Raw genomic sequence first — 14,610 nt, 5'->3', positions numbered from 1 at the left:
CGGATGTTCAAGCAGGAGCATGACCGGTTGCGAAGCAAATAAGTAACTCCGAGTTACAGCTAACTCTCGATTGCTGTAAAATTGCTGAAACACGTTCATTGCGCCGAACAACCCTTGTTATTTGTTTATGCCTTGAGGTGAATCTGCGTTTTACACACCGATGAGGGCGTGGTTAGTCTTCGGTCGATTGAGTCTCCCGTGGATGCGCGCGAAAATAGGAAGTGTAAGATGACTGAAGATTCAACTAATCCTGCGATTGCGATAGTCGGGATGAGCATGTGGTCCCCCGGTGCACATGATCTGCAAGGATTTTGGGAGAACGTCCTCGCGCGTCGGATGCAATTCCGAAAGTTTCCGGAGTCACGGATGTCCCTCGACGACTACTGGAGCGCGAGCCCTGACGACGTCGACAAGACATACGCCGATCGCGGCGCGTTCATGGATGGTTTCGAATTCGACTGGGTCGGTCGCCGGATACCGGAGCGGACCTTCAAGTCGACAGATCTCACACACTGGTTGGCTCTGGAAACAGCACTCGGGGCTTTGACCGACGCGGGCTACAGCCGAGGATCGGTACCCACTGGACGCAGCGCCGCAATCGTCGGCAACTCCCTCACCGGTGAAGAATCCCGGATGTGGTCGATGCGTTTGCGTTGGCCTTACGTCAAGCGCGCACTCGCTGTCGCAGCCGAAGCGCGCCAGTTGGACAGTTCCGTCGCCGATGCTCTCGCCGAGACGATGGAAGAGGTCTACAAGGGCCCATTGGTGGAGCCGAGTGAAGACACTCTCGCCGGCATGTTGTCGAATACGATTGCCGGCCGGATCTGCAATTATCTCGACTTCAACGGCGGCGGGTACGTCGTGGACGGTGCGTGCGCGTCCGGAATGCTCGCGGTGGCGACTGCAGCCGAAAAGCTGGCGTCCGGCGCGGCCGACTTCGTCTTGGCAGGGGGAGTCGACGTCAGCTTGGATCCTTTGGAACTGGTGGGATTCGCCCGTTTGGGTGCACTGACCCGTGGCGACATGAACGTGTACGACGCAAGCCGAAGCGGATTCATCCCGGGTGAAGGTTGCGGATTCGTGGCCTTGAAACGACTCGAGGACGCCAGGGCGGACGGCGACTACGTGTACGCGACGATTCGCGGCTGGGGCATCTCCACCGATGGCAAGGGTGGAATCACCAAGCCCCGCGCCGAAACTCAGGCCGAGATGATCCGTCGCGCATACTCGCGAGCGGGATTCGCGGCCAGCGAGGTTGCCTTCGTCGAAGGACACGGAACTGGTACTCCCGTCGGAGACCCCGTCGAACTGGCCGGCGTCCAGCAGGCCGCTCAGACGGACGGGCCCGTCGAGGCTCGTAGCATCGGCATGACGTCACTGAAGTCGTTGATCGGGCACACGAAGGCGGCGTCGGGCATCCTTGCGCTGATCAAGGCGACCATGGCCGTCAATCAACGAATCCTTCCGCCGCTCGCCGGTTGCACCGACCCGAACCCGGCGTTCGGAACCGAAGCACCGGCACTCTTTCCGCTCGTCAACGGTGAGATCAGAGATCCGTCCGAGAAGATGCGTGCCGGTGCGCAAGCCATGGGTTTCGGCGGTATCAACTGCCACGTCGCGATCGAATCGGCTGATGCACCGTCCAGCAAGCTGACACCCTCGCAAGACGTCCGCACGATGATGGCGTCGTATCAGGACACCGAGGTTTTCGTACTTTCTGCAGATTCTGCGATGGACTTGGCGACCCGAGCGCGGGATGTTGCAGATCTGGCGGTTCCGTTGAGTGTTGCCGAGCTGCTGGACTTTTCGGCGAAGCTCTCTCGAGTGATCTCGCCGACCGCGCCCTTCCGTGCTGCAGTGGTGGCCGGACGTCCCGCGCAGTTGGCCGAACGCATGCGTCAGCTTGCCGTGATCTGCGAGAACTCCGCTCCTGCATCCGGCCAGGTGAAGGTCGTGAGCAACGAGATCTCGATCTCGAACGCCGTCCACCACGACATCGGATTCCTGTTCCCGGGACAGGGATCCCAACAACTAGAGATGGCGCGCGTGCTGATCGAGCGCTTCGAGTGGGCACGCGAACTGGCGACCGAGGCGGACGGCTGGTTGGAGGGAGTTGGAGCGGAGGCGATCACGCCTCGAATTCTGCGGAACCCGGTCAAGAGCGCTGACGCTGCGGAATTGGCGAAGTGGAAGCGGGATCTCGCCCAGACGCAGTTCACCCAGCCTGCCGTCGCTTTGGCTTCGCTGCTCTGGTTCGAGTACCTCCGCCGATTGGGTGTCACACCCAGTGCTGTCGCCGGCCACAGTCTCGGCGAGTTGACCGCGCTCTACGCGGCAGGAGCTTACGACCAGAAGACGCTGATCACCTTGGCTGCGGCGAAGGGTGCGGCCATGGCTGTCAGTGGTGGTGGAAACGGCGCGATGGCGAGCCTGACCTGCGACCGATCGACGGCTGAGGCGATCATCGCGGAAACAAAGGGTTACGCGACCGTCGCGAATCTGAATACGCCTACACAGACCGTGGTTTCGGGCACCAAAGACGCGGTCGACGATGTGGTTGCCATCGCGAAGACGCGCGGAGTGTCGGCTCAGGCGCTTGCCGTGTCGAATGCTTTCCACTCCGAGATGATGAACGAGGCCGAGCGGGGGCTGAAGTCCACTGCGCCCGTTGACGAGCAAGTCGATTCGCTGACTTGCCCCGTGTATTCCTGCGTCGAAGGGAAACGCGTACAGACGCCACTGGCACTTCGCGAATTGGTCACCAAACAGGTTGTCTCACCGGTCGACTGGGTCAAGACGGTAAGTGGAATCTCGCAGGACGTGGACCTGCTCGTCGAGGTCGGACCCGGCCGTGTGCTGACCGGGCTCACCAAGGCGATCAATGGGACCGACGGCGTGCGCTGCTTCCCCGTTGCGTCCAAGTCCGGACGCGACGAGGACTTCAATGTCGCACTGGCCGCGATGTACGTACACGGCGCTCAGGTCCGATGGAACGAACTTTTCGACGGCCGGTTCGTGCGCGAATTCGTTCCTGCCGATCAGAAGGTGTTCATCGAGAACCTGGCCGAGGCGAAGCTGACGGTTACCTCTGCTCCCGAACCGCTCGCACTTGGTACGTCCGGCGGGGATCCGGCTGCGGCGCTGGCCGATTACCTGAGCCGACGCGGGACCTTCCTCGTCGACGTGATTCGTGCTGATGTAGGCAGTGGAGCGACTTCTCCGTCTTCTCCATCTGCTCCGACTTCGCGGGCAGTCACCAACGGCCACGAATCCGTGGCAGCGAAAGCTCCTTCGCCGGTTTCGGCTCCGGTAGTCGAAGAGCCGGCTGACGCGGGCGCTGGGTCCGTGGAAAGTGAGCTGATCAGGATCCTCGCCGATACGACGGGATTCCCCGCCGAGTCGATCACGACGGATCTGCGTCTGCTCGATGATCTGAATCTCGACTCGATCAGTGCGGCAGAGGCTATTTCGAAGGTTGCGCATCAGTTCGAGGTTGTCGACCTCGACCCTGCCGAGTTGGCCAATGCCACGATCGGAGAAGCAGCATCGCTGATCCTTGCGGCATCACCGAATCCCGGTTCTGCCGTTCCAGCAGCGAGTTCGGTGCAGTCGGACGTGTCGCGAATACTGCTCGAGGTAATCGCGGAGGACACCGGATTTCCGGTGGAGTCTCTCGATGTGGATCTCCACCTGCTCGACGACCTGAACATGGACTCGATCAAGGCTGCCGATGCGATAGCAACTGTGGCAACGCGATTGGGTGTTCAGGGTGATCTGGATCCGGCCGAACTCGTCAACGTCAGCCTGGGTGAACTCATCGAAGTGCTCGATCGATCCGCGAAAGAGAAGTCGGGGCAGCAGCAGCCGGTTGCGCGGGCGCTGCCGGTGAAGGCAAAGGGTCTATCAGCCGACAGCTTCACCTGGGTTCGCGATTACACCCTGGAAAAGGTTCGGAGCGAGACAGCGTTGCACGGAGTCCGAGACCTCACGGACACGACGTTTGTCGTCATCGGTGACGACGCCGGTTTGGTCGGAAGGTTGGAATCCGAACTGCGAGGGCGTGGTGCTCAGGTCGACATTCGCACATTCTCCGACGGCGCTCCTGCGAATGCACAGCACGTGGTTGCCGTAATGCCGCGTGTGACCGATGATTCCGTCACCGAAATCGGCTTGCGCCGTGGGATCGAACACATGTACAAGATGGTTCCGGCGCAGCAAAGCGGAGGCGCACGAACCACATTGGCAGTGATTCAGTTCACCGATGTCGAGTTGGGCAATCCGGCGCCGGTATCGAGTGCGGCGGCTTTTGCCGCTTCGGTGCATCACGAGCGCCCCGAACTGGATGTCCGCGTCATAGGATTCGACGGCTCGACTGCGGACGCGGTGGTGGCAACCACCGTCGTCTCCGAGTTGGATTCGGTTGCATCCTATGTGTTCGCGACTTACGACACCGAGATGGGACGCACGGCACTGCAACCGCGGGTTCTCGCCTCAAGCGACTACACCGTCCGCGAGAGCGGGTTGGGGAGTTCGGATGTAGTGGTCGTGACCGGTGGCGCGAAAGGCATCATGGCGCAATGCGCTCTGGCTCTCGGCCGAAAGACAGGCGCCGAACTAGTGCTGATCGGAAGCTCTCAGCGACAAGCGGGTGACGAAATCGCTTCCACTCTTGCGGACTTCACGTCTGCCGGATTGAGCGCTCACTACTATCGCTGCAACGTCACGGATGCTGCGGCGGTGGCCGGCGTCGTCGCCCAGATCGAGGTCGAGGTTGGGCCGATCACCGGGTTTGTCCACGGTGCGGGGGCGAATGTCCCGCGGCGGTTCGAGAGAGTCGACAGCGCTGCGGCTTTCAAGGAGGTCGCACCTAAGGTCCTGGGCGCAGCCAACTTTGTCGAAGCGCTCGCTGATCGTGACCTGAAGCTGTTCGTGGGCTTCTCTTCCATCATCGGATTCACAGGTATGCCCGGAAACAGTTGGTATGCATACGGAAACGAGCTTCTCGACGAAATGGTGGTGCGGTATGCCGCCGGGCACCCGAAGACTCGGACGTTCTCGCTCGCGTACAGCGTGTGGGGGGAGACCGGCATGGGCGCCCGCATGGGCAGTGTCAACCACCTCGCGAAGATGGGTGTCATGCCGATTTCGACGGCTGCGGGAGTGGATCATTTCCTTCGCCTGGTCGACAGCGGACCCGAGACAAGTCGTATCGTCGTGACCAGTCGACTCGGCGGTCTCGACACCTGGGCACCGGCAGCACCGGCTCTGCCGGCGGTGTCGCGCTACATCGACCAAGTGGTGACCTTCGAGCCGCAGGTAGAACTGGTTACCCGGACGACGTTGTCCACCTCGGCAGATCCTTTTGTCCTCGACCATGTCTGGAAGGGATCGGCGCTGCTTCCGACGGTGTTCGGGCTCGAGGCGATGTCGCAGGCGGCGGCCTATGTCACCGGACGCGTGACTCTGGGCCGCGTCCGCATCGACGACATCAAGCTGGATCGACCGATCGTCGTCGACACGGTCGAGGGCACCAGAGTCGAGATCAAGGCAAGCGTCGTGGAGCAGGATCGTGATGCTGCAGGAACGCGGGTGCATGTCACGATCGGCACCGAACGGACCGGGTACGGACGGCCCCATTTCTCGGCCGACTTCATCTTCGGGCTGGACGAAACACTGCCGGAGTTCGAGAAGGAGTTGCCGCGACCGGTGCTCGACATCGATCCGTTGGACGATCTCTACTCGTGGTTGCTGTTCCAGGAGGGCGATTTCCGCCGACTCGAAGAGATCTCGAGCCTCGATTCCGAGCACATTCTCTTCAGCGCTATTTCGCGAGCCGACCGTAAGCAGCACCTCCTCGGTGATCCCTACTTCCTCGATTCCCTGCTCCAATCGGGTCAGATCATGGTTCCGCGGGAGATCTGCCTTCCGGTCAACATTGCGCGAATCGACATGTACGACGGACGATTCGAGGCTCGTTCGTTCACCGCGTACGCCTACGACAAGGTGCAGACAGAGACCCACATGCAAGCCGACGTGGCGGTGGTGAAGGACGGACGAGTGGTGATGCAGCTCGAGGGATATCGCTCCCAGATTCTCTCCCACGACGAAAGCCGTCCTACAGCTGAGGAAATCGCGGATCCGACTGCGCGCGACGCACAGATCATTCTCGACAAGCTCGCGCAACACAGCCGGGCGTTGGGAGTGAAGAGCCCGCGGGTTGTGGTCGCGCATACCCCGGGGATTCACGAGTTGACCAAGTCGGAACGCCACGAGCAGGAGAAACCGATCGCCGAGGCGGCCGTGAACATTCATCTCGATGAGGATGTGGTGATCAAATGAGTAATGCCTTTGCCATCGAATGGCAGGAAACCGGAAAGCCCGTCGTCGTCGGTGATATTCCGCCCTCTGTGGATGTCTCGCTCTCGCACGACGGCAGCAAGTCACTCAGTTCGGCCGGCGACTGGCCTCAGGGGTGTGACATCGAACCGATTCGCTCCCGAACCGCCGTGCAGTGGAAGGCGCTTCTGGGTTCGGCGCGGATTTCGCTGCTGGACGAGTTGATCGCAGGCGGCGAATCACTCGATCGTGCGGGAACCAGGCTGTGGGCGGCGGCCGAGGCGATCCGAAAGGCCACGGGGCAGATGTCGGTTTCTCTGGCGATGGGCGCCAGGGAGGACGACGCAGTGACCTTCCGCGGCGGCGCAGAGGGAAGCGTGGTGGTTCTGACTTTTCCAGCTCTGTTGACGGACAACGAGGAGCGGATTCTCGCGTTTGTGACTCATGAGGAGGATGCGGAGGAACCGGCGCAGGACCCGGCACCGCAGTTCGACTCCGGACCGTTGTCGGCGAAGTCTCTCGCGCAGTTCGATCCGATGGCCTACGGCTCCGACGTGCATGTGGTGGCCCGGAGCGGCTATCCGGCGGTGTCGATCCGGTTCCCCGTCGGGTTCCGGGACGCGTGCAACGTCGGTGGATCAGTGGGGTTCGCGAGCTTCGCGCTGTGGTTGGGCGCTTTGCGAGAGAGGGGAACCGGACCGATCTCGAAGCAGATCGTGGAGGACATGGCGACGGGTCGTTGGGGCATGGTGACCAACAACTCCGAGGTGTTCATCGATGCGAACCTGTACACCGACGACATTGTCGAGGGGACGATCTGGATCACCGAGCTCACCGGTCCGGATCGGGCAACCACCAATCTGCATGTCGAATGGTGCCGGGTCGACGGCGAGACGCGCACTCACATCGGGTGGAGTGCGATGCAGACGACGTGGGTGGAAATCCTCTCCCACGGTGTGGTGGCGGCACGGCCGATGCCGCAGTACTTCCACGATTTCATCGAGCCGATGACGATTCCGACGGGGACGAAGAACATCGCTGTTCCCACCGAACCGAAGAACGTCGATTGTGGTTCCGTGATCCGCTCGGCTCCGATGGTGCCGCGCAATCCGTACCTGCTCGAATCCGAGGTGTTCTCGACGACGTTGCAGGACGGAAACGTCGTGGGCAACATCTACTTCGGCAACTATTACATCTGGCAGTCGAGGGTTCGGGACAAGTTCCTGGTCCGTTCTCAGCGTGAGGCCATGGCGGCCAGAGGCGCTCTCGGGGAACTTCGTTGTGTGCACACCAGGGTTGAGCATCTGCGCGAGGTCATGCCGTTCGACGACGTCCTGGTCACGATGTCCTTGTCTGCCCTCTACGAGAGGGGGATCGACCTCGAGTTCGAGTACTTCAAGGTCAATGAGGACGGATCACGGGAGAAGCTCGCGATCGCTCGGCACAGAACTGTCTGGACGATGCCGGGCGCTCCGGGAGAACTGGAAATCTCTCCGCCGTCGAAACTTCCACAGTCGCTGATCGATTCGGTGCTGGAGGCGATCGACGGAAAGTAGACGGGGGATTTTCCGAGATCGAAGTGGAGAGACGGGTTGCGTTTTCCTTGCGGGAGAACGCAACCCGTTTCGATGGGGAGGGGAATGTATGGGTATCGGGGTTTCCAGAAGATCGGTTCTGAAAGGGTCGGTAGTCGGCACAGCGGCTGTTGCTTTGGGTGCAAAGGCAGGTGCTGCTCCGGCGGGGAGTGTGGATATCGAGTCTCCGTTGATTTTTCATTCGCCGGAGTTCGAGCCGTTCTGTGACGAACTACATTCGTTGTCAACGCTTTCCGGAAACGAGATCACACTGACAGCGCAAGTGGGGCAACATGCCTTTCATCGGGATTTTCCCTCGTCCCCAGCACTGTCGTACCGCAGCGGAGAGATCGGTGGCGGTTATCTGGGCCCTACCGTCGAGGCGCATTCCGGCGAGCCGATCATGTTGACGTTCGAGAACGATCTGACCGGACATCCGTTGGCAGCGGACATGGATATGACGCTGCATGGAATGCAGGCAGACTTTCGCGCTAACCCGCCGACGTCGTTGCACTTGCACGGAGGAGTCACTTCACCTGAGAGCGACGGCCATCCGGAGCTGCTGGTGATGCCGGGACAGGCTGCGATGCATCACTTTTTGCACGGTCAGGAAGCCGCCCACCTCTGGTATCACGATCACGCGATGGGCATCACCCGGCTCAACGTCTACGCCGGTCTGATCGGCAACTATCTGATCAGGGATGAATTCGACACCGGCAAACTGGGAAATCCGTTGGGGTTGCCGGCCGAGGAATTCGAGATCCCGTTGATCCTGCAGGAGAAGATCTTCACGCCGACAGGCGCCCAGAACGGCCGATCCACCATCTTGATCCCGGAAGGATCGTGGGAAGGCGGCGCGGTGGGCGACGTCGGCTTGGTCAACGGCAAGGTGTGGCCGGAACTGGCTGTGGCTCGGGGCCTTTACCGCTTCCGCATCGTCAATGCGTCGTCGGCAAGTGTGTGGAATCTTCACTTCTCGAACATGATGACGTTCTGGGTCATCGGCAACGACGCCGGAATGCTCGACGCGCCCGTCGCGGTCAATGCCTTCCGCTGCGCACCGGGGGAGCGGTACGACCTCCTCGTCGATTTCACCGGACTGTCGGAGGGTTCGACGGTGGAGCTTCGCAACGACGAGGCGCCCCCGCTACCCGCCGCTGTCATCGGTGAAGTGACGATGCCGCTGTTCTGCCGGTTCCGCGGTGACGCCAGGCGCGGATTCACCGGTGGTGTTCCGTCGCAACTGCGCGGTGGGCGCCGGCAACGTGACGTTCTCGCCCCGTTGGAGCAGCCGACGGTAATTCGCACGGTGACGGTGAGCCAGCAACTGGAACTGCGGAATCCACCGGCTCAGATGACGCTGAACAACCTGACGTTCAGCACCACGGACGTCGAGAGGCCGCGGCAAGGCACCGTCGAGCAGTGGAACATCGTCAACACCACGCCGGACCCGCATCCGATACACCTGCACCTGGTGAATTTCCGGATTCTCGGCAGAACACCGATGCGGACGCTGGAGTACTTGATCCGACATCCGCAGCCGGTGATCGGCAACAAGTGGACTCCGTCGCCCGAAGGGTTCGAGGCGGGGCCGATGATCGCGCCGGCGCCGTGGGAAGCGGGAATGAAGGACACCGTCAGGGTGGACGGCGGCACCGTCACCCGGATCATCGTGCGATTCCCCACCGCGGATGAGCTGGGTTTCGATCCCGACGCGATGTTCGATCGTCTTCCGAGCGGTGGGATGACGGGCAGTGGGATGACGGGCGGTGGGATGACGGGCGGCGGGCGCCACGATATGGCTGATTCTGGTCGACTCCAGGGATATGTGTGGCATTGCCATCTACTCGATCACGAAGATCACGACATGATGTTGCCGTATCGCATCTTGCCGTGAGTGCTTCCGGGGGCGCACTCGAAATGAACCGAAGCGGGCAGGCGTTCGCGCGTCGGATCACCTCGGTCACCTAGCAGGATCGCTTCGGTCCTTCCCATGAATTTGGAACACGTTCTACAGTGAAAGGGCTGAGGTCTGTACCTCGGCCATGCGCCACCACCGAAGGTGGCGCGGACGATCTGCAGACCGGTTCGACGAATTACACGGAAGGAACACCTCACAGTGACCACAGAGGCATTCATTTATGAAGCCATCCGTACCCCGCGAGGCCGCGGCAAGAAGACCGGGTCGTTGCACTCGGTCAAGCCGATCTCGCTGGTCACGGGTCTGATCCAGGAACTGCGCGTGCGCTTTCCCGACCTCGACGAGGACCGGATCTCCGACCTCATCCTGGGCGTCGTCACCCCCGTTGGCGATCAGGGAATGGACATCGCCCGCGTTGCAGTCAACGATGCGGGACTGCCCGACACCGTCGGTGGCGTTCAGCTCAACCGTTTCTGCGCTTCCGGCCTCGAGGCCGTGAACATGGCTGCTCAGAAGGTTCGGTCCGGCTGGGACGAACTGGTGATTGCCGGTGGCGTCGAGTCGATGTCCCGCGTTCCGATGGGATCCGACGGTGGACCGTGGGCACTCGACCCCGCCACCAACTACGACAACTACTTCGTGCCGCAGGGCGTCGGCGCAGACCTCATCGCCACCATCGAGGGCTTCTCGCGTGACGACGTCGACGCATACGCCGTGCGCTCGCAGGACCTCGCCGCCAAGGCGTGGACCGGCGGATACTTCGCCAAGTCGGTAGTGCCGGTCAAGGACATCAACGGCATCACCATCCTCGACAACGACGAGCACATGCGTCCGGGCACCACGGCAGAGAACCTCGCCGGCTTGGCTCCCGCGTTCGGTGTGATCGGTGAAATCGGCGGATTCGACGCCGTGTCGCTGCAGAAGTACCACTGGGTCGAGAAGATCAACCACGTTCACCACGGCGGTAACAGCTCGGGAATCGTCGACGGCGCTGCCCTCGTGCTCGTCGGTAGCGAGCAGGCCGGCAAGGACATGGGTCTGACGCCGCGCGCTCGCGTCGTCGCCACCGCCACCAGCGGCGCCGACTCCACCATCATGCTCACCGGCCCGACGCCGGCGTCGAAGAAGGTTCTGGCAGCTGCCGGCCTGACAGTCGACGACATCGACCTCTTCGAGATCAACGAGGCATTCGCTTCCGTCGTCCTGAAGTTCCAGAAGGACCTGAACATCCCGGACGAGAAGCTCAACGTCAACGGTGGCGCGATCGCCATGGGTCACCCGCTCGGTGCAACCGGCGCGATGATCACCGGAACGATGGTCGACGAGCTCGAGCGTCGTGGCGGCAAGCGCGCCCTCATCACCCTGTGCATCGGCGGCGGTATGGGCGTTGCCACCATCATCGAGCGCGTCTGACGCGGCGTCCGTCCTTCCAACGAGGCTTACCAGGAGTCAAGCAAAGTGACTGATCAGAACATCATCAACTGGGACCAGGACGCCGACGGCATCGTCGTGCTCACCATCAATGATCCCAACCAGGGCGCAAACACCATGAACGACGCGTACATCGCGTCGATGAAGGCCACCGTCGACCGTCTGGTCGCCGAGAAGGACTCCATCACCGGTGCCGTCATCACTTCCGGCAAGAAGACCTTCTTCGCCGGTGGCGACCTCAAGAACATGATCAAGGTCGGCCCCGAGCAGGCCGAGGAGATCTACAACCACAGCGTCGAGATCAAGGCAGACCTGCGTCGTCTCGAAACTCTCGGCAAGCCGGTCGTCGCCGCCATCAACGGTGCGGCGCTCGGCGGTGGCCTCGAGATCGCTCTCGCGACCCACCACCGCATCGCGGCAGACGTCAAGGGCGTCAAGATCGGCCTGCCCGAGGTCACCCTCGGCCTGCTGCCCGGCGGCGGCGGCGTCGTGCGTACCGTGCGGATGCTCGGCCTGCAGAACGCGCTCATGGGCGTCCTGCTCCAGGGGCAGCAGCGTGGACCCGTTCAGGCCAAGGAAGTCGGCCTCATCGACGAGGTCGTCGGCTCGGTAGAGGAGCTGGTTCCGGCTGCGAAGGCATGGATCAAGGCCAACCCCGAAGGCGGCGTTCAGCCGTGGGATGTCAAGGGCTACAAGATCCCTGGCGGAACTCCGTCCACTCCGGCATTCGCTGCCAACCTTCCGGCGTTCCCCGCGAACCTGCGTAAGCAGCTCAAGGGCGCTCCGATGCCGGCTCCGCGCGCCATCATGGCCGCAGCCGTCGAGGGTTCGCAGGTCGACATCGACAACGCGCTGCTCATCGAGGCTCGCTACTTCACCTCGCTGGTGACCGGCCGCGTCGCGAAGAACATGATCCAGGCGTTCTTCTTCGACCTGCAGTCGATCAACGGCGGCGGTTCACGTCCGGCAGGCATCGAGAAGTCCACCATCAAGAAGGTCGGCGTCCTCGGCGCAGGCATGATGGGCGCGGGCATCGCGTACGTCTCCGCGAAGGCCGGCTTCGACGTCGTCCTCAAGGACGTCAGCATCGAGGCTGCCAACAAGGGCAAGGCGTACGCCGAAGGCATTGAGGCCAAGGCACTCTCGCGCGGCAAGACCACGCAGGAGAAGTCCGACGCACTCCTTGCCAAGATCACCCCGACGTCTGACCCGGCAGATTTCGCCGGCGTCGACTTCGTCATCGAAGCAGTCTTCGAGAGCCAGGAACTCAAGCACAAGGTGTTCCAGGAGATCGAGGACATCGTCGATCCCAAGGCACTGCTGGGCTCGAACACCTCGACGCTGCCCATCACGGGTCTCGCCACCGGCGTGAAGCGTCAGGAAGACTTCATCGGCATCCACTTCTTCTCGCCCGTCGACAAGATGCCGCTGGTGGAGATCATCCGCGGTGAGAAGACTTCCGACGAGACTCTGGCTCGCGTGTTCGACTACGTCCAGGCGATCCGCAAGACGCCGATCGTGGTCAACGACTCGCGTGGCTTCTTCACCTCGCGTGTCATCGGAACCTTCATCAACGAGGCCATCGGCATGCTCGCCGAGGGCGTCGAGCCTGCCACCATCGAGCAGGCCGGTATGCAGGCCGGTTACCCGGCTGCGCCGCTTCAGCTTTCGGATGAGCTCAACCTCACCCTCATGCAGAAGATCCGCAAGGAATCTGCCGACGCCGCCGAGGCCGAAGGCAAGGAACTGCCGGCAGATCCGGCCGGCGAGGTCATCAACACCCTCGTCGAGAAGTTCGATCGTAAGGGCAAGCTCGGTGGAGCCGGCTTCTACGATTACGCAGAGGGCAAGCGCACCGGCCTGTGGTCCGGACTCCGCGAGAACTTCAACTCCGGAACCTCCGACGCCCCGATCCAGGACCTCATCGACCGCATGCTGTTCATCGAGGCGATCGAGACGCAGAAGTGCTTCGACGAGAACGTCCTGATCACCACGGCGGACGCCAACATCGGCTCCATCATGGGCATCGGATTCCCGGCCTGGACCGGTGGCGTTCACCAGTTCATCGTCGGTTACGAGGGCGGCACGGCCGGCTTCGTCGCTCGTGCAAAGGAACTCGCTGCGCAGTACGGCCCGCGGTTCACCCCGCCGGCTTCGCTAGGGGCATAGCCCCCGTGCGCCTTTTTGGTAGTTACGGCTACCAAAAAGGCGCACAGGGGTTTATCCCCAGCTGGTGAGTTATCCACAGACGAACTCCGACAGCGAATTTCACGTCAGTCCTGTCGGAGTTCGGCCTGACGCTTGGTGCCATGACTACGTCTCATGGTGGAAGCGAGTTTCTCCGGATTCTCGATGCGCAATCCGGTCTGGTACGGCAACAGCAACTCTCGTCATTCGGATACAACCGAGGGATGCTGCGGAACTTTCTGGACCGCGGCGAATGGCAGCGCGTTCTACAAGGCGTGTATGCAGTGACCGCTGGCCCGCTCACCAGAGAAATGATCTTGAACGCCGCTTGGCTTTATGGTGGCCCGCAAGCGATTCTGAGCCACGACACTGCAGCTGAGGAATGGGGAATGCGTCGCATCGACGCAGACAAGCCAGTCCATGTCACCGTGCCCTACGGCAAGTCCGCTCGCTGTCAGTCCGCGACAATCCGCCGAGTTCCAGTGCGAACGTCGGGTGCACTTGTCAGAGTGGGTGGCGTGGTTCACCCCGGGGTAGTCGTCCACCGATCCCGAGCCCACCGATACATCGGCGTGCCGTCAGTCATACCTCGAACGTCGCGGGCGGATACCGCGATTGATCTTGCGACCGCCGAATCCACAGCGCGAAGCGCCTACGTTTCACTCATCACCACGGTGACAAATGCGCGAATTCCGTTGAACGATGTGCGTCGTCGGATTGACGAACGAACACCACATCGATTCAAGGGCGCGCTTTCCGATGCGGTACGACTCCTGGCAGACGGGGTGCAGTCAACGCTCGAATACCACTATGCGGTCGACGTGGAGCAGGCGCACGGGTTGCCGTCGGCCAGACGCCAGTCTCCGGTCCGCGTCGACGGCCGCACGCTGTACGAGGATTGCGACTACAGCGAAGTCAGTGTGCCGCTGATCGTGCGTCTCGACGGTCGGTGGGCGCATTCCATGGCAGAAGTGGCATTTCGTGATCGCCGCCGTGACAATGCGGCAGAGCTGGCAGGTCGTCCGCGGTTGGTCTACGGATTCGACGAGGTGATGAAGACCCCGTGCCAGGTTGCGCACGAGGTGGAGACGGTCTTGCAGCGGGGAGGTTGGGTGAGGACGCAGTCGGGTGCCTGCGGCACCTGTGCGCCTTTTTGGTAGT

The 14,610-nt window shown here is 61.9% G+C and carries 6 protein-coding genes; all 6 read left to right on the top strand.

Annotated features, from left to right (window positions below):
* The first annotated feature begins 228 nt into the window (after window positions 1-228).
* Entirely contained in the window at window positions 229-6,339 is a 6,111-nt protein-coding gene (locus ABIE52_RS19910) for a type I polyketide synthase (protein ID WP_192712888.1), read from the top strand.
* Window positions 6,336-7,892 (top strand): hypothetical protein, encoded by a 1,557-nt coding sequence (locus tag ABIE52_RS19905; RefSeq protein WP_192712889.1) that lies wholly within the window; start codon window positions 6,336-6,338, stop codon window positions 7,890-7,892. The genes ABIE52_RS19910 and ABIE52_RS19905 overlap by 4 nt, the downstream gene beginning before the upstream one ends.
* A gap of 88 nt (window positions 7,893-7,980) precedes the next feature.
* Window positions 7,981-9,807, top strand: coding sequence for a multicopper oxidase family protein (locus tag ABIE52_RS19900; RefSeq protein WP_192712890.1), 1,827 nt, complete (start codon window positions 7,981-7,983; stop codon window positions 9,805-9,807).
* A 222-nt stretch (window positions 9,808-10,029) separates the two neighbouring features.
* Window positions 10,030-11,244: an acetyl-CoA C-acetyltransferase gene (locus ABIE52_RS19895; protein ID WP_007731553.1), complete on the top strand. Its 1,215-nt coding sequence runs from the start codon at window positions 10,030-10,032 to the stop codon at window positions 11,242-11,244.
* Window positions 11,245-11,289: 45 nt separating this feature from the next.
* Complete coding sequence (locus tag ABIE52_RS19890; protein ID WP_192712891.1) at window positions 11,290-13,431, top strand: 3-hydroxyacyl-CoA dehydrogenase NAD-binding domain-containing protein; 2,142 nt, start codon at window positions 11,290-11,292, stop codon at window positions 13,429-13,431.
* 140 nt (window positions 13,432-13,571) lie between these two features.
* Window positions 13,572-14,609 carry a type IV toxin-antitoxin system AbiEi family antitoxin domain-containing protein gene (locus tag ABIE52_RS19885; RefSeq protein WP_007731550.1) on the top strand — a complete coding sequence of 346 codons (1,038 nt, stop codon included), beginning with the start codon at window positions 13,572-13,574 and terminating at the stop codon, window positions 14,607-14,609.
* The last annotated feature ends 1 nt before the right edge of the window (window position 14,610 follow it).

Source organism: Rhodococcus sp. OAS809, from assembly GCF_040546695.1.
Lineage (GTDB): Bacteria > Actinomycetota > Actinomycetes > Mycobacteriales > Mycobacteriaceae > Rhodococcus_F > Rhodococcus_F qingshengii.
This window is presented reverse-complemented; position numbering and strand designations above follow the sequence as displayed.

What these genes read in the sequence shown, in the direction of transcription:
- ABIE52_RS19910 (WP_192712888.1), top strand. Translation starts at nt 229, where the DNA reads ATGACTGAAGATTCAACTAATCCTGCGATTGCGATAGTCGGGATGAGC.
- ABIE52_RS19905 (WP_192712889.1), top strand. Translation starts at nt 6,336, where the DNA reads ATGAGTAATGCCTTTGCCATCGAATGGCAGGAAACCGGAAAGCCCGTC.
- ABIE52_RS19900 (WP_192712890.1), top strand. Translation starts at nt 7,981, where the DNA reads ATGGGTATCGGGGTTTCCAGAAGATCGGTTCTGAAAGGGTCGGTAGTC.
- ABIE52_RS19885 (WP_007731550.1), top strand. Translation starts at nt 13,572, where the DNA reads ATGACTACGTCTCATGGTGGAAGCGAGTTTCTCCGGATTCTCGATGCG.